Source organism: Amycolatopsis sp. NPDC049159 (assembly GCF_040648295.1).
Classification (GTDB): domain Bacteria; phylum Actinomycetota; class Actinomycetes; order Mycobacteriales; family Pseudonocardiaceae; genus Amycolatopsis; species Amycolatopsis pretoriensis_A.
In genome coordinates this window covers 96,485-111,749 of record NZ_JBEZDL010000027.1, presented here as the reverse complement: position 1 = coordinate 111,749, position 15,265 = coordinate 96,485, and the positions used below count along the sequence as shown (strand labels likewise).

Below are 15,265 nucleotides of genomic sequence, written 5' to 3'. Positions count from 1 at the left end.
CCACTCTAGGGTGCCGCGGGCTCTTCACGGGGCCGACGCCATGAGGTACAAATAACGTACTGGTTCGTACATTAGGAGTGTCCGGTGTCCCTGTCTTCGGCCGTCGAGGCGATCCGCGTCCACGCTGGGCGGGCGGCGCCGGGCACGCTGCTCACCGGGCTGATCGGCACGGGCATCGGGCCGTCGCTGAGCCCGCCGCTGCACGAGGCCGAGGCCCGCCGGCTCGGGCTGGCGCTGGGGTACGCGCGGTTCGACCTCGACGACCACGGGGTGCCCGCCACCGCCGTCGGCCCGATGCTGGCGGCGGCCCGGGACGCGGGGTACCGCGGGCTCAACATCACGCACCCGTGCAAACAGGTGGTGCTCGGGCACGTCGACGAGCTGTCGCCCGACGCCGCCGCGCTCGCCGCGGTCAACACCGTCGTGTTCCGCGACGGCCGGTCGATCGGGCACAACACCGACTGGTCCGGCTTCGCCAGCGGCCTGCGGACCGGGCTGCCCGACGCGCCCCTCGGGTCCGTCGTGGTGCTCGGCGCGGGCGGGGCCGGCGCCGCGGTGGCGTACGGCTTGCTCACCGCCGGCACGGCTCGAATCCACGTCTTCGACCTGGACACCGGGCGGGCCCGCGAACTCGCCGCCACGCTCGCGGGCCGCTTCGGGACCGGCCGCGCGGCGGCCGGGACGGACCTCTCGGCGGCCGTCGGCGCCGCGGACGGGTTCGTGCACGCCACCCCGACCGGGATGGCCGCCCACCCGGGGCTGCCGCTGCCCGCCGAACTGCTGCGGCCCGGCCTGTGGGTCGCCGAGGTGGTCTACCGCCCGCTCGACACCGAGCTGGTCCGGGCCGCCCGCGCGGTCGGCGCGCGGGTGCTCGACGGCGGCCGCATGGCGGTGTTCCAGGCCGCGGAAGCGTTCCGCCTGTTCACCGGCGCGGAACCCGACGCCGGGCGGATGCTGCGCCACCTCGCCGTGCTCACCGGAAACCCACCCCTGGAAAGGCAACCCGCCGATGTCCTCGACTGAACCCCGCCGCTCGATCGCCACGGTCTGCCTGTCGGGGACCCTGGCGGACAAGCTGACCGCGGCCGCCCGCGCCGGGTTCGACGGGGTGGAGATCTTCGAGAACGACCTCATCGCCTCGTCGTGGTCGGCGAAGGAGATCAGCGAACACTGCGCCGAACTGGGGCTGTCGATCGACCTCTACCAGCCGTTCCGCGACTTCGAAGCCGTCCCGCCGGACGTGCTCGCGCGGAACCTCCGGCGCGCGGAGCTCAAGTTCGACGTCATGGAGCAGCTCGGTGCCGGCACGATGCTGGTGTGCTCGTCGGTGTCCCCGGACGCGGTCGACGACGACGAACTCGCGGCCGAGCAACTGCACCTGCTCGCCGAGCGCGCCGCGGCCCGGGGGATCCGGATCGCCTACGAAGCCCTGGCGTGGGGCCGGTTCGTCAACACCTACGAGCATTCGTGGCGCATCGTGCGCCGCGCCGCCCACCCCGCGCTGGGGCTGTGCCTGGACAGCTTCCACATCCTGTCGCGGGGCAGCGACCCGGCCGCGATCCGCACGATCCCCGGGGAGAAGCTGTTCTTCCTGCAGCTGGCCGACGCGCCGCGGCTGCAGATGGACGTCCTGCAGTGGAGCAGGCACCACCGCCTCTTCCCCGGCCAGGGCGCGTTCGACCTGACCGCGTTCACCGGGCACGTGCTGGCGGCGGGCTACCGCGGACCGCTGTCGCTCGAGGTGTTCAACGACGTCTTCCGCCAGGCCGACCCGGCGCCGGCCGCCGTCGACGCGATGCGGTCCCTGCTCGCGCTGCAGGAAACCCTCGGTGTCACCGACGTCCCGCCCGCACCGGAGCTCGCCGGGCACGCGTTCGTCGAGCTGGCCGTCGACGACGTGTCGGAGCCCCGGCTCGCGGAGGCGCTGAGCGGCCTCGGGTTCGCCGAAACGGGCCGGCACCGGTCCAAGCCGGTCCGGTTGTGGCAGCAGGGTGACGCGCGGATCCTCTTGAACCGCACCGCTTCCGGCCAGCAGGGGAGTGCGTCCGTCGGCGCGGTCGCGGTGGAGAGCGCGGACCCGGTCGGCTCGGCCCGGCGGGCCCAGCGGCTGCTCGCCCCGCCCCTGCCGCGCGACCACCGCGCCGGCGAAGCCGACCTGTCGGCGATCGCCGCCCCGGACGGGACGTCGGTCTTCTTCTGCCGCACCGGCGCCGAAACCGGCGACAGCTGGCTGGGCGACTTCACCGTGACCGAGCCGGCCGGCCCGGGCACGGGCGTGACGAAGATCGACCACCTGGCGCTGGCCCAGCCGTTCGACCACTTCGACGAGGCGGCGCTGTTCTACCGCGCGGTGCTCGGCCTGGAGCCGGAGCCGGTGACGGAGTTCGCGGCGCCCTTCGGGCTGGTCCGCAGCCGCACGGTCGCCGACCCGCCCGGCCGGGTGCGCATCGCCCTCCAGTCGGCGTTGCTGCGCCGGGGCGACTGGGCGCCGAAAGTGCGGGAGCCGCAGTGCGTCGCGTTGAGCACGGGCGACGCGCTGGCGAGCGCACGCCGGATGCGTGAGCGGGGCGCGCCGCTGCTGGAGATCCCGGGGAACTACTACGACGACCTCGACGCCCGGCTGGCACCGGAGCCCGCGCTGCTGGCCGCCCTGCGCGAGCAGTCGGTGCTCTACGACCGCGACGAGCACGGCGAACTGCTGCACTTCTTCACGGTGGTGCTGGGCGGCCGCGTGTTTTTCGAGGTGGTGCAACGGATCGGGGCTTACGCGGGCGACGGCGCCGCGAACTCCCCGGTCCGCATGGCCGCCCACCGGCGGCAGCGCGAAGCCGGCGCCTGAGTTCCGCGCGGACGCCGTCCGCGCGCCGGCCGTAACCCGCGTCCCCGAGCCGGCGCAGCAGGTCGTCGCGAGCCGGGCACCCGGACCGGCCGCGCGGCGGTCCGGCACGCCCGGTCGGCCGGCCACCGTGGTTCGCTAGGGCCTGTCCTCAAAGCCAGAGGAGCAGAGTGGCCAGATCGATCAACCCTCGGTAAGAGGTAGCGGTCTTGTCGAAGCGGGTGGCGATGGCACGGAACTGCTTGAGCCGATTGAAGCAGCGTTCGACGACGTTGCGGCGCCGGTAGGCGACTCGGTCGAAAGCCGGTGGGCGATCACCGGCCCGGCCCCGGCGCAGCCGGTTGGCTCGTTGGTCCCGGCGTTCAGGGATGGTCGCCGGGATGTGCCGTCGACGCAGGTAGGTCCGGATGGCGCGGCTGGAGTAGCCCTTGTCTGCAAGGACCCTGCTCGGCCGGGTCGGCGGGCGGCCAGGACCGGGCCGACGGAATTCGATACCTGCCATGACCTGGGTGAACATGGTGCAGTCGTTGACGTTGCCGCCGGTCAACACGACCGACAGAGGCCGTCCGTGGCCGTCGCAGGCGAGGTGAATCTTGGCCGTGGGTCCGCCACGGGACCGGCCGATGGCATGATCACCTGGCTCGCTGTGCCCGCCGCGAGAGCGTGCTTCCCCCTGTGCGGGACGCGGTTGCGCGGCGGGCGCCGGCGGCGTGCTGATGCGCCCGCACGATGCTGGAATCGATCGAGACCTCGCGGTCGAGTTCGTCGATCGCTTCGGCGAGCACCTGCACCTGCGCGACCAGAGCGGACAGGGTGCCGGTGCGTGACCAGCGCCAGAACCGGTTGTAGACCGTCTTCCACGGCCCATACCGTTCCGGCAGGTCCCGCCACGCCATCCCGGTCTTGGCCTTGAACAACATCCCGTTGATCACCCGCCGGTCATCAATCCGCGGACGTCCCTTCGCACCAGACACCGGCAGCAACGGCTGGATGACCTGCCACTGCTCATCAGTCAGCTCATGCCTACGCACCACGACCGAAGATCAAAGCAGACCTCTCACACCAGCTTTGAGGACGGGCGCTAGCCCGGGCCGCGCCTGAGCCCGTCCAGCATCACGATCGTCAGGTAGTCGTCCGGGCGGGCGCCGGGGCGGCAGACGATCGTGCTCAGCAGCCGCTGGGCTTCCCGCAGGGGGATGTCCGCGCGCAGCGTGCCCTCCCGCTGGGCGCGCACGATGACGTCGGCCAGCAGCGAGTCGACCGTGTGCTCGAGCTCGGCCTGCGTCTCGTCCTCGGGCAGCAGCTCGGTCAACGACTTCGCCAGCGCCAAGGGCAGCGTCGCGCAGTGCCCGATGATCGCCAGCAGTTCCGCCCAGGCCGTCTCTTCGCGCTCGCGGGCCCCGCGCGCGAAGTCCGCCAAGTCGCGCAGGGCGCCGGCGCCGATTTCCCAGGCGAGGGCGCGGCGGTCGGGGAAGTGCCGGTACAGGGTTCCGACGCCGAGGCCGGCCGCGTCGGCGATCTCGCACATCGGCACGTCCGGTCCGCGCCCGGCGAACAGCCGCACCGCGTGCTCGACGATCCGCTCGCGGTTGCGCACGGCGTCCGCCCGCATGACCGGCCTCCTCCCAAAACGGAATCCTGGATTCATCTTATGCTACGTTCGCGGCACAAGGTGAATCTGATATTCCGGTTGGAGGCGGCATGCGGATCGGGCTCTACGCGACCGGTCAGGCGGGACTCGAGGGGATCGTCGAGGACATCGCGGCGGCGGAACGGCTGGGGCTGGACAGCGCGTTCCTCCCGCAGCTCACGGCGTGGGACGCGCTGACCGTCGCGGCGCTGGCCGGGCCGCGCGTGCCGCGGATCGGGCTGGGCACCGCGGTCGTGCGGACCTACGCCCAGCACCCGCTGGCACTGGCCGGCCAGGCGCTCACGGCGCAGGCGGCCACCGGCGGGCGGCTGACCCTGGGGATCGGGCCGAGCCACCGCGAGATCGTCGAGGGCGGCTACGGGCTCTCTTACGACCGCCCGGCGCGGCACGTCCGCGAGTACCTCCAGGCGCTGCGGCCGTTGCTGCGCGGGGAAAGCACCGACTTCCGCGGCGAGACGCTCTCGGTGTCCGGGACGGTCGACGTGCCGGGCGCCGAGCCGCCGCCGGTGCTCGTGTCCGCGCTCGGCCCGGTGCTGCTCGGCATCGCGGGCGAGCTGGCCGACGGCACGGTCACCGTGTGGGCGGGACCGGAAGTGCTGGGCGAGTACGTGGTCCCGAAGATCACCGACGCCGCGAAGCGCGCCGGGCGGCCGGCTCCGCGGGTGGTCGCGTCGGCGATGCTGTCGGTGACGGCGGACCCGGACCGGGTCCGGGCCGACATCCGCGGCCGGTTCGGTACGGCGGGGGAGTTCGCGAGCTACCGGCGGCTGCTGCGGCAGCAGGGGAAGGCCGGGCTCGAAGACACCGTGGCGGCCGGTGACGAGGACTTCGTGGCCGCCACGGTCGCCCGGTTCGCCGCGGCGGGCGTGACCGACCTGCTGGTCAGCCCGGTCGGCACCGACGAGGAGCGGGAGCGGACGCTGGCGTTCGCCGCGCGCCTGCGCTGAGCTTTCACACCGCGGCGAGCCGGCGGAAGCGGCTGCCGTGGAAGACCAGGGGCGGGGTCTCCGCCGTGTGCAGGCCGTGGATCCGCAGCAGCGCGATCAGGTGGTCACCGGCGGGCACCTCTTCCTCCAGCGAACATTCGAGCAGGGCGCTCGACCCGGTGATGAACACGCTGCCGTCCGGGCCGGGCTGCCACGGGATGCCGCGGAACCGGTCGCCCCGCGACGACAGCCGGCGGCAGGCGTCGTCCTGTCCCTCGGCCAGGACGCTCAGGCCGAGCCGCCGGTCGCGCAGCCGCGGCCACGTCGACGACGTGCGCTGGATGCACAGCGACACCAGCGGCGGGGCCAGCGAAACCGACGTGAACGAACTCGCGGCCATCCCGTGCGGGACGCCGTCGATGAGGGCGCACACCGCGGTGACGCCGGACGGGAAGCAGCCGAAGGCTTCGCGCAACCGGCTTTCGGACGTCACGGGCTGCAAGGCGATCATCGGTGGCCTCTCACGATCGGGGGACGCAGGACACTCACTTCCGGGACCGGGCCGTCGAAGCGCTCGACGTCGACGGCCGCGTGCTGGCCCGCGCAGCCCTGCGACAGGCGGGACGACGGGATGTCGGCGGTCAGGACGTTCGGGTTGCCGTGCGCGCACAGCGGGCCGGTCGGGTGGTCCTCGACCGGGTCGAACCAGGCACCGGTCGGGAGCTGGACGACGCCGGGCCGGAGCGCGTCGTCGAGGACCGCGCCCGCCAGGCACGCGCCGCGCGCGTTGAACACCCGGACGATGTCGCCGGTCGCGATGCCGCGGGCCGTCGCGTCGGCCGGGTTCAGCCGGATCCGCTCGCGGCCCGCCACCTTGCCCTCGCGGCTGGTGTCGCCGGCGTCGAGCTGGCTGTGCAGGCGGGTGTGCGGCTGGTTCGCGATCAGCCACAGCGGCCCGGTTTCGCCCGGGGGCAACCAGACGGGGTGCCCGGGGCAGTCGGGGTAGCCGAAGCCCGCGACGGTCGCCGACGTGATTTCGATGCGTCCGCTCGGGGTGCGCAGGGGGTGCGCGGCCGGGTCCGCGCGGAAGTCCGCGAACAGCGTGTGGTGCTCGCGCCCGGGCGGCAGGCGCAGCCCGCCGTCGGCCCAGAACTGCGCGAACGACGGTGTCTCGCGCCAGCCGGCGTAGAGGTGCTCCAGCCACTGCCGGGCCGTGCGACCTTCGGTGAACTCCGCTTCGACGCCGAGGCGGCGGGCCAGCGCGGCGAAGATCGAGTAGTCGTCCCGCGCTTCCCCGGCGGGCGAAGCGATCCGGTGCATGGCGATCACGTGGGTGTCGCGGCGGCCGGAGCCGATGTCCTCGCGTTCCAGCGCGGTCGTCGCGGGCAGCACGATGTCGGCGTGCCGCGCGGTGGCCGTCCAGTGCGGTTCGTGGACGATCACCGTGTCCGGGCGGGTGAACGCGCGGCGGAGGCGGTTGAGGTCCTGGTGGTGGTGGAACGGGTTGCCGCCGGCCCAGTGGACGAGCCGGACGTCGGGGTAGCGGCGGACCTCGCCGTCGTAGTCGTAGGACTCGCCGGGGTGCAGCAGCAGGTCGGCGATCCGCGCGACCGGGATGAACTCGCGCACCGGGTTGCCGCCTTGGGGCAGGTACGGGATCCGCAGCTCCGGCCCGGTGTCGCCGACGTCGCCCATCGAGCCGTAGCCGTGGCCGAACCCGCCGCCGGGCAGGCCGATCTGCCCCAGCATCGCCGCCAGCGCGATGCCCGCCCACACCGGCTGCTCGCCGTGTTCGGTGCGCTGCAGGGACCACGTCACCGCGATCAGCGTCCGCTTCGCGGCCATCTCGCGGGCCAGCGCGACGATGTCGGCCGCCGGGATGCCGGTGAGCTCCGCCGCCCAAGCCGGGTCCTTGTCGAGCAGGTAGCGCTCGAACTCCGCGTAGCCGACGCAGTACCGGTCGAGAAAAGCCTTGTCGTGCAGGCCTTCGACGACGAGGGTGTGTGCGAGGGCGAGCATCAGCGCGGTGTCGGTCGCGGGCCGCACCGGGTACCACCGCGCGTCCACTGTGGACGGCAGGTCGTCGCGCAGCGGGCTGACGAGCGCGACGCTGCCGGCGTACCGCGCCAGGTGACCGGGTGTGCCGTGGATCGTGACGCCGCCGGGCGTGACGAAGACGTTCTTCTCGGGCACGCCGCCGAACGCGACGATCAGCTCGGTGTGCTCGAGGATAGTCGGCCAGGTCGACGCCTGCCGCAGCACGGCGTGGGTGTCGCCGACCACGTGCGGTAGCAGCACCGACGACGTCCCGTTGCTGTAGGTGTTGCGCGAAGACGTGAAGCCGCCGATGGTGTTCAGGAACCGGTGCAGCTGGCTCTGCGCGTGGTGGAACCGCCCGGCGCTCGCCCAGCCGTACGAGCCGCCGAAGATCGCCTGGTTGCCGTGCCGGGTGCGGACGCGGTCGAGCTCGGCGGCCACCCGGTCGAGCACCTCGTCCCACGGCACCTCGACGAACTCGTCGCGGCCCCGGCGCTCGTCCGGGCCCGGGCCGTCGTCGAGCCAGCCGCGGCGCACCGCCGGCCGGGCCACCCGGGTCGGGTGGTCCAGCCCGGCGGCGAGGTTGCCCAGCAGCGGCGACGGCGCCGGGTCGGCCGGGTGCGGCTCGACCCGGAGCCGGCCGTCGGCGTCGACCTCGGCGGAGAAGGCGCCCCAGTGGGAAGTGCTCGGCTTCATGCCCCGACGGTAACGTCCGCGCGCTCCCGGACCAGCCGGACGAGCGTGCCGTAGTCGCGGGCGTCGGCCAGCGGCGAGAACCCGCGGATCAGCAGCGTGCCGACGCCGAGCCGGACGTAGTCGAGCAGCGAGTCGGCGACCTGCTCGTAGCTGCCGACCAGCGCGGTGGAGTTCCCGGCCGCGCCGGTCGTCTTCGCGACCGCCGTCCACAGGCGTTCGTCGACGACGTCACCGGTCGCGGCGGCCTCGAGCAGGCGTCGCGACCCGACGGCCTCGGTCGAGTCGCGACGGCCCTTGAACTCGCCGACGCGGTCCTGGGTCAGCCGCAGGATGTCCCGGGCCCGCTCCCACGCCTCGGCTTCGGTGGCCGCCGGGATCGGCCGCAGGCTGACGCTGAACGCGACGTCCCGCCCGGCCGCGGCCGCCCGGACCTGGTCGATCCGCTCGGCGATCCCGGCCAGCGGCTCGCCCCAGAAGGCGTAGACGTCGGCGTGCTTGCCCCCGACCTGGATCGCGTCGGCCGAGGCGCCGCCGAAGTAGACCGGGATCGGGCGCTCGGGACGGACGTCCGAGAGCGCGCCGCGGACCCGGTAGAACTCGCCGTCGTGGTCGAACGGCTCGGCCGACTCCCACGTCCGGCGCACCACGGAGAGGAAGTCGTCGGTGCGCCGGTAGCGGGTGGGCTTGTCGGTGAAGTCGCCGTCGCGGGCCTGGTCGGCGTCGTCACCACCGGTGATGACGTGCAGCGCGACCCGCCCGGGGTGGAACGCGTCGAGCGTGGCGAACTTCCGGGCCAGCTGCGTGGGCGCGACGAACCCGGGCCGGTGGGCGAGCAGAACACCGAGCCGTTCGGTGGCGGCGAGCACCTGATCGGCGAGCACGAACCCGTCGGGGCTGCTCGCGGACTGGGCGATGAGCACGCGGTCGAACCCGGCTTGTTCGTGTGTGCGGGCGACTTCGCGCAGGTAGTGGGGTTGGATGGTGGGGCCGTCGGGTGCGATGGTTTCGCTGGTTTGGCGGCCGGCGGCGTAGCCGATGAATTCGAGGGTCATGGGGTCTCCTGTCCCAGGGCGCGGGCGGCGGCGAAGATGTCGCTCATCCGCCAGCTCTCGTTCGGGTGGGTGCGGCGCGCCCGGCCCCAGCCGGAGTCGCGCCGGTACTGCGCCGGCCAGTCCGTGGCGCGGACGGCCGTTTCGTCGACGCCGACGGGGGTGCGGCAGTCCGGGGCGACGAACAGCGCGTCGACCGGGCAGTACAGCTCGCACAGGAAGCACGTCTGGCAGTCGCTCTGCCGCGCGATGACCGGCGGGGCGTCCGGTACCGCGTCGAAGACGTCGCTGGGACACACCTGGACGCACTTGTCGCAGGTGATGCAGCGGTCGGCGAGGACCAGTTCGATCACGCGGCGGCCTCCTTTCCGTCGATGCGCCAGTGCATGCCGAGGGTTTCCCGCCGGTGCAGCGCCGCCTCCTTGACCCAGCGGCCCATGGCGACCAATGACGCGGTCTCCCGCGCGGTCACCGCGTCCCGACCGGTGCCGGTCAAGCTGCCTTCGACCTCCGTCCACAGGGAATCCAATGTGGACAAGGAGGCGCGCAGGCCCGGCTCGTTCCGGAACATGTTCTTGTCGTAGGCGTTCAGCTCCTCACGGACGACATCGACGACCGCGGTGGTGTCCACTGTGGCCGCCCGTCCGCTGGGCCGGATCCCGGCGCGGCCGGCCGGGTGCAGGGGTGCCGGGCCGGCCGAGCGGGCGTGCTTCACCGCCGCGCGGCCGGCCCAGGTGCCCGACGAGACCGCCCACGCGGAGTTCGGTGAGCCGCCGCCGGAGATCGCGCCGACCACCGGTACCCGGCTCGCGACGTCGCCCGCGGCGAACAGGCCCGGCACGTCGGTGGCGCAGTCCGGGGCCGAGACGGTGAGGCCGCCGACGCCGCGGATCGTGCCTTCGCCGAGGAGGGTGACCTCGAACCGGTCGGTGTAGGGGTCGAGGCCGCGGCGGGTGAACGGCAGCAGGAAGTTCGGCTGGACCACCGGCATCTTCCGGCGCACCCACTCCGGCGCGCGGTCGAGGGTGGTGAACACCGGCCCGCGCAGCAGCGCCGCGCCGAGGACGCGGTTGCGGTCCGGCCCGGACGGCAGTTCGAGCTCGCGGCCGTCGGCGTCGGTGTAGGTGCCGAACAGGTACGACATCGACCGCGCCATCGTCGAGAAGGCCGGGGCGAGCGTGTAGTAGTTCGAGAACTCCATGCCCGAGAGCCGGGCACCCGCTTCGACGGCCATCAGGTGGCCGTCGCCGGTGTTGCCGCGCGAGCCGAGCAGGTGCGAGCGGAACGCCGTCCCGCCGGTCGCCAGCACGACCGCCCCCGCGTGGACCCGCCAGCTCCCGCCGGCCTGGCGGCGGACGCCGGCCGCGCCGCCCGCCGAGCCGTCCGGCCGCAGCAGCAGCTCCAGCGCCGGGTGGTGGTCGAGGATCCGGACGCCGGCGCGGTGGACCAGGCCGCGCATCGCGCGCAGGTACTCCGGGCCGCGCACGTTGTGGGTGCGGTCGGGTTCGCCGCCGCGGACCGGGAACGGGTAGTACCTGTCCAATGTGGGTAGTCGCTCCCACGTCGTGCGCAGGACCCGCAGAGCCTGTTCGGGATCCGCGAGCCCGCCGGCGTGCGCGTGCCGCTCGGCGACCGCCTGTTCGTGGCGATCGGGCGGCACGAACCAGTGCGTGACCCCGGCGGTCGCGGTGACGCCGCTGGTGCCGCAGTAGCCCTTGTCCACGAGCACGACGTCGCCGCCGGCCTGGGCCGCGGCCAAGGCGGTCCAGGTCGCGGCGAGGCCGCCGCCGATGACGAGCACGTCGGCGTTCACCGGGTCCCGGCCAGTTCGGCGACGCCGAGTTCGGCGAGCAGGCGGTGGCGCAGCTCCTCGAACTCGGGGTTGCGGCGGCTGCGTTCGCCCTCGAAGGTCACGCGGTGCTCGGCGGCGAGCCGGCCGGACCGCATCGCGACCACGCGGTCGGCGAGGAGAATGGCCTCGTCGACGTCGTGGGTGACGAGCAGGACGGCCGGGCGGTGCGCCGCCACGAGCTGCCGGACCAGTGCGTGCATCTTGATCCGGGTCAGGGCGTCGAGCGCGGCGAAGGGTTCGTCGAGCAGCAGGAGCCGCGGCTCGCGCACCAGCGCCCGGGCGAGCGCGACGCGCTGGGCCTCGCCGCCGGAGAGCGTCACGGGCCAGGCGTCGAGGTGCCCGGCCAGGCCGACCTCGGTCAGCGCCCGGGCGGCGGCCTCGCGGGGGAGCCCGAGCGCGACGTTCTGCCACACCCGCCGCCACGGCAGCAGCCGGTGCTCCTGGAAGACCACCATCCGCTCGGGCGGGGCCGCCAGGTCGCCGCCGTCGGGCCGGTCGAGCCCGGCGAGCAGCCGCAGCAACGTCGTCTTGCCGCACCCGCTTTCGCCGATGAGCGCGACGAACTCGCCGGGCGCGATGTCGAGGTCGAGTCCACTCAGGACGGTCCGGTCGCCGAAGCGCTTGGCGAGCCCGCGCACGCGCACGGCGGTGCTCACAGCTTCACCGCGTGGTCGGCGACGGTGATCGGGCCGCTGAGGATCTTGCGCTGGGTGAGCCAGTCGGCGCCGCGCTGCAGCTGGGCGATCCCGGCGTCGTCGATCAGCGCCAGCTTGGTCCGCACGTTCTTCGCGGCCATCTTGTCCAGCACGGCCTGCGGGTAGTGCGAGACGGCATTGCCGATGTCGAGGGACTCCTGGTAGTGCTGGTTCTGCCAGTCGTAGTCGGCCTGGAACGCGGTGACGACCTTGCGGATCGTGTCGGCGTTCTGCTCGGCGTAGTCGCGGCGGACGAGGAAGCTGGTGAAGTCGATCTGGAAGTCCAGCTCGTCGCCGTCGACGAAGATGGGCTTGGCGCCGTACTGCACCTCGGCGATCTCGCGGAAGCCCTGCCAGATGGCCCAGGCGTCGATCTTCCCGGCGCCGAACGCGGCGGACGCCTCGGGCGGGTTGAGGTAGGTGACCTTCACCGATTCGCGCGGTACGTGGTACTTCTCCAGCGCGGCGACGAGCAGGAACTCGCCGAGTCCGGCCTTGTTGACCGCGACGGTCTTGCCCACGAGGTCGGTGACCTTCGTGATGCCGGTGTGCGCGCCGGCGACGATCGCGGTGGTGCGTGGGGTGGAGGTCGCCCACGCGACGTAGACGAGGTCGGCGCCGGAGAGGATCGCCTGGTCGGCCGGGGTGGTGCTGCCGCCGAAGCTGAAGTCGGCGGTGCCGCCGACGACGGCCTGCAGCGTGGGCGCGTGGTTGGGGAACGGGCCGACCCATTCCACAGTGATGTCCTGCTCCTTGAGCGTCTTTTCGAGCACCCCGCGGGACTTCGGGACGGAGATGGTGCTGTAGGTCAGGCGCACCTTGCCCTGGGTGGCGCCGCCGGCCGAGCCGGTGGCGCACGCGGCGAGCGGCGCGGCCAGCGCGGTGAGCCCGGCAGCGGTCAGGAACGTGCGTCTCGAGAATGTCATGGGGTTTCCTCAGGCGTTCAGGCGGGCGTAGGTGGGGTGCCAGCGCAGCAGGCGGCGTTCGAGGAGCCGGGTGACGAGGTCGCAGAGGATCCCGATCACGGCGTAGATGAGCACGACCAGGACGATGACGTCGGTCTGCAGGAATTCGCGGGCGTTGGTGGCCATGAACCCCAGCCCCGCGTCCGCGCCGAGGGTTTCGGCGATGACGAGGGCGAGCCAGGCGGCGGTGAGGGAGAGCCGGAGGCCGCCGAGGATCGAAGGCAGCGCGCCCGGCAGCACCACCCACCGGATCTGCGCTGTCCGGCCGAGCCCGACGACGTCGGTCATCTCCAGCAGCTTGGGGTCGATCTGCCGGATGCCGAGCACGGTGGTCAGGTAGAGCGGGACGGCGGTGCCCAGCGAGATCAGGAAGATCTTCCCGGCCTCCCCGATCCCGAACCAGACGATGACCAGCGGCAGGATGGCCAGGAACGGCACCGCGCGCACCATCTGGATGCTGCGGTCCAGCACGGCTTCGGCCACTTTGGACAGTCCGACCAGCAGTCCGGTCCCGAGTCCGATGGCCGCGCCGAGCACGAACCCGGTCGCCGAGCGCTGGAGGCTGGCCAGCAGGTTGGTCACCAGCTCGCCGTCGGCCAGCAGTTCGCCGGCCTTGGCCAGCACGCTGCTGGGCGCGGGCAGGACCTGCTCGGGCAGGATCCCGGTCCTGGCCAGCAGTTCCCAGAGCGCGAGCAGGGCCACCGGCGTCAGCCAGGAGACCGCCCGGTACGGGAACCGGAACTCGCGGGCCGGGGTCACCGCGGATCGAGTCCGGAGTCGATGTACTCGGTCAGCTTCTTGCCGCCGGGGAACAGGCCTTGCTGCACCCAGGTGTCGTAGGTCTTCTGCAGCTGGGCCGCGAGCGCGGCATCGACCGGGATGCGCTGGTACGTCGTCTCGTCCGGGCGGACCTGCGCGGCGATCGCCAGCGGCTGGTGCGCGAACCCGGCGTACCACTTGTCGAACGCGCCGGGGTTGTCCTTGGACCAGGCGTAACTCTTGTCGACGCGGCTCGCGAAGTCCTGGATGGCGGTGCGCTTGCGCGGGTCGCCCAGTGCCTTGTCGGTGGCCGAAAGGACGTTGAGGCCGGAGTTGATGCCCGCGCCGTCGGACAGCACGCGGGCACCGAGTTCGCCGCGGGCGCGGGCCGCGTAGACGCTCCACGTGGCCCAGGCGTCGATGTTGCCGGTGGAGAAGGCGCCGTTCGCCTCGGACGGGGCGAGGAAGTTGAGCGTGACGTCCTTGTCCGACAACCCGGCCTGCTTGAGCGCGCCGATCACCAGGTAGTGCGCGACGCTGCCGCGGGTGGTCGGCGAGATCCGCTTGCCCTTGAGGTCGGCGACCGTGCGGGCCGGGCTGTCCTTCGGCACCAGGAGGTAGGTGCCCTTGCCACCGTTGCTCCAGGCCGCGGCGACCTTGATCTTCGAGCCGCCGGCGATCGCGGTCACGGTCGGGGAGTCGTTGGCGCCGCCGATGTCGATCGCGTCGGCGCGCAGGGCTTCGTGCAGGTTGACCGCGGCGGCGAACTGCGACCACTCGACCTGGTACGGCAGGTTGTCGAGCAGGCCCGCGGCCTTGAGCCGGGACTGCGTGGCGCCGGTCTGGTCGCCGACCCGCAGCACGACCTCGCCGGAAGCGTCCGAAGTGGACGATCCGCACGCCGTGAGCGTGGTGAGGCCGAGCAGCGCGGCCACGAGCAGGGCGAGCCGGGGTTTCGAGGGCATGCGGGAACTCCCCAATGCGAGTCAGGGTGCGGAGATTCGGTGACGGTGCCGGGCTAATCAGTCACCGGCATGTGTCTATTTTCCCCGGCGGGCGGGGAGAGTCAACGCCCGCGGCCGGGTTCCCACGAGCCGGGAATGGTTCCACTGTGGACCGACGCGGCGCGCGCCGCGTCGAAGTACTCGCGCAGGGGACGCCAGCCGGGCACGACGAACCGGCCGCCGGGGCCGGTGAACGTCAGCGTAGGCAAGGCGTAGCGGACGTGGTGTTCGAGGTGTTTCGCGCGGCCGCTGTGCGGTCCGGGCGCGGTGATGTCGAGGACTTCCGGGCACGGGTTTCGCGTCTCACGCCAGTCTTCGCGCACGGCCCGGCGGACTTCGTCGCTCGCCATCGCCGTCCGCAACGCGGGGAGGTCGAGGCCCGGGACGCCGTCGACGGCGGAGAGCACGCGCTCGGGGTCGTCGGCCGGGGTGCCGAGCAGGAACGTCGTCTCGCGCAGCCGCTGCAGGACCCGGTCGGCCACGGCTTGTCCTTGCGCCTCGGCGGCCTTCGCGGCCAGGGAAGCGGGCCAGCTCGTCTTCGCCACCCAGGACAGGTGCGGCGGTTTCGGGGCGCCGGTGTGTTCGGTGACGCCGTCGATGAACTTCGCGTACCAGGCGGCTTCCGCGGCCGGGTCCGGCGCGGGGTCCTCGTCGTCGTCGAAGAGGATGCCGAACACCCGGCGCCACCGCACGGCCGGCAGTTCCGCCCGCAGCAGGCGGAACTTCGGCTCCGAACCCCACGCCCACGGGCACGCCGGGTCGGTGTACTCGACGACTTCGAGCGCCGGGCCCATA

The 15,265-nt window shown here is 73.0% G+C and carries 14 protein-coding genes and 1 pseudogene; 3 read left to right on the top strand and 12 right to left on the bottom strand.

Annotation, left to right across the window (positions count from 1 at the left end):
* Nucleotides 1-90 precede the first annotated feature (90 nt).
* Nucleotides 91-1,023 carry a shikimate dehydrogenase gene (locus tag AB0B33_RS39440; RefSeq protein ID WP_360781662.1) on the top strand — a complete coding sequence of 311 codons (933 nt, stop codon included), beginning with the start codon at nt 91-93 and terminating at the stop codon, nt 1,021-1,023.
* On the top strand, nt 1,010-2,839 hold the full coding sequence (locus tag AB0B33_RS39435; protein ID WP_360781628.1) for a TIM barrel protein: 1,830 nt from the start codon (nt 1,010-1,012) through the stop codon (nt 2,837-2,839). Before AB0B33_RS39440 ends, AB0B33_RS39435 begins: the two co-directional genes overlap by 14 nt.
* A gap of 148 nt (nt 2,840-2,987) precedes the next feature.
* On the opposite strand, the pseudogene AB0B33_RS39430 reads toward AB0B33_RS39435, so the two are convergent.
* A pseudogene (locus AB0B33_RS39430) lies at nt 2,988-3,867 on the bottom strand (IS5 family transposase).
* A 50-nt stretch (nt 3,868-3,917) separates the two neighbouring features.
* Complete coding sequence (locus AB0B33_RS39425; RefSeq protein ID WP_360781626.1) at nt 3,918-4,448, bottom strand: TetR family transcriptional regulator; 531 nt, start codon at nt 4,446-4,448, stop codon at nt 3,918-3,920.
* A gap of 89 nt (nt 4,449-4,537) precedes the next feature.
* On the opposite strand from AB0B33_RS39425, the gene AB0B33_RS39420 reads away from it, so the two are divergent.
* On the top strand, nt 4,538-5,434 hold the full coding sequence (locus AB0B33_RS39420) for a TIGR03564 family F420-dependent LLM class oxidoreductase (RefSeq protein WP_360781624.1): 897 nt from the start codon (nt 4,538-4,540) through the stop codon (nt 5,432-5,434).
* Between the two features lie 4 nt (nt 5,435-5,438).
* Here AB0B33_RS39420 and AB0B33_RS39415 read toward each other — a convergent pair whose 3' ends face one another.
* The 10 genes from AB0B33_RS39415 to AB0B33_RS39370 form a co-directional block, all read right to left on the bottom strand.
* Nucleotides 5,439-5,924, bottom strand: a complete 486-nt coding sequence (locus tag AB0B33_RS39415) for a flavin reductase family protein (protein WP_247022498.1) — start codon at nt 5,922-5,924, stop codon at nt 5,439-5,441.
* Nucleotides 5,921-8,146: a molybdopterin-dependent oxidoreductase gene (locus AB0B33_RS39410; RefSeq protein ID WP_360781622.1), complete on the bottom strand. Its 2,226-nt coding sequence runs from the start codon at nt 8,144-8,146 to the stop codon at nt 5,921-5,923. Before AB0B33_RS39410 ends, AB0B33_RS39415 begins: the two co-directional genes overlap by 4 nt.
* Nucleotides 8,143-9,198: an LLM class flavin-dependent oxidoreductase gene (locus AB0B33_RS39405; RefSeq protein ID WP_360781620.1), complete on the bottom strand. Its 1,056-nt coding sequence runs from the start codon at nt 9,196-9,198 to the stop codon at nt 8,143-8,145. The genes AB0B33_RS39410 and AB0B33_RS39405 overlap by 4 nt, the downstream gene beginning before the upstream one ends.
* Nucleotides 9,195-9,548, bottom strand: a complete 354-nt coding sequence (locus AB0B33_RS39400; RefSeq protein ID WP_360781618.1) for a ferredoxin family protein — start codon at nt 9,546-9,548, stop codon at nt 9,195-9,197. The genes AB0B33_RS39405 and AB0B33_RS39400 overlap by 4 nt, the downstream gene beginning before the upstream one ends.
* Complete coding sequence (locus AB0B33_RS39395; protein ID WP_360781616.1) at nt 9,545-11,008, bottom strand: FAD-binding protein; 1,464 nt, start codon at nt 11,006-11,008, stop codon at nt 9,545-9,547. Before AB0B33_RS39395 ends, AB0B33_RS39400 begins: the two co-directional genes overlap by 4 nt.
* On the bottom strand, nt 11,005-11,703 hold the full coding sequence (locus tag AB0B33_RS39390; protein ID WP_360781614.1) for an ABC transporter ATP-binding protein: 699 nt from the start codon (nt 11,701-11,703) through the stop codon (nt 11,005-11,007). The genes AB0B33_RS39395 and AB0B33_RS39390 overlap by 4 nt, the downstream gene beginning before the upstream one ends.
* Complete coding sequence (locus AB0B33_RS39385; protein ID WP_360781612.1) at nt 11,700-12,668, bottom strand: ABC transporter substrate-binding protein; 969 nt, start codon at nt 12,666-12,668, stop codon at nt 11,700-11,702. Before AB0B33_RS39385 ends, AB0B33_RS39390 begins: the two co-directional genes overlap by 4 nt.
* 9 nt (nt 12,669-12,677) lie before the next feature.
* Nucleotides 12,678-13,466, bottom strand: a complete 789-nt coding sequence (locus tag AB0B33_RS39380; RefSeq protein ID WP_360781611.1) for an ABC transporter permease subunit — start codon at nt 13,464-13,466, stop codon at nt 12,678-12,680.
* Nucleotides 13,463-14,431, bottom strand: coding sequence for an ABC transporter substrate-binding protein (locus AB0B33_RS39375; protein ID WP_360781609.1), 969 nt, complete (start codon nt 14,429-14,431; stop codon nt 13,463-13,465). Before AB0B33_RS39375 ends, AB0B33_RS39380 begins: the two co-directional genes overlap by 4 nt.
* Before the next feature lie 101 nt (nt 14,432-14,532).
* Nucleotides 14,533-15,264 carry a DsbA family protein gene (locus tag AB0B33_RS39370; protein WP_360781607.1) on the bottom strand — a complete coding sequence of 244 codons (732 nt, stop codon included), beginning with the start codon at nt 15,262-15,264 and terminating at the stop codon, nt 14,533-14,535.
* Between the last annotated feature and the right edge of the window lies 1 nt (nt 15,265).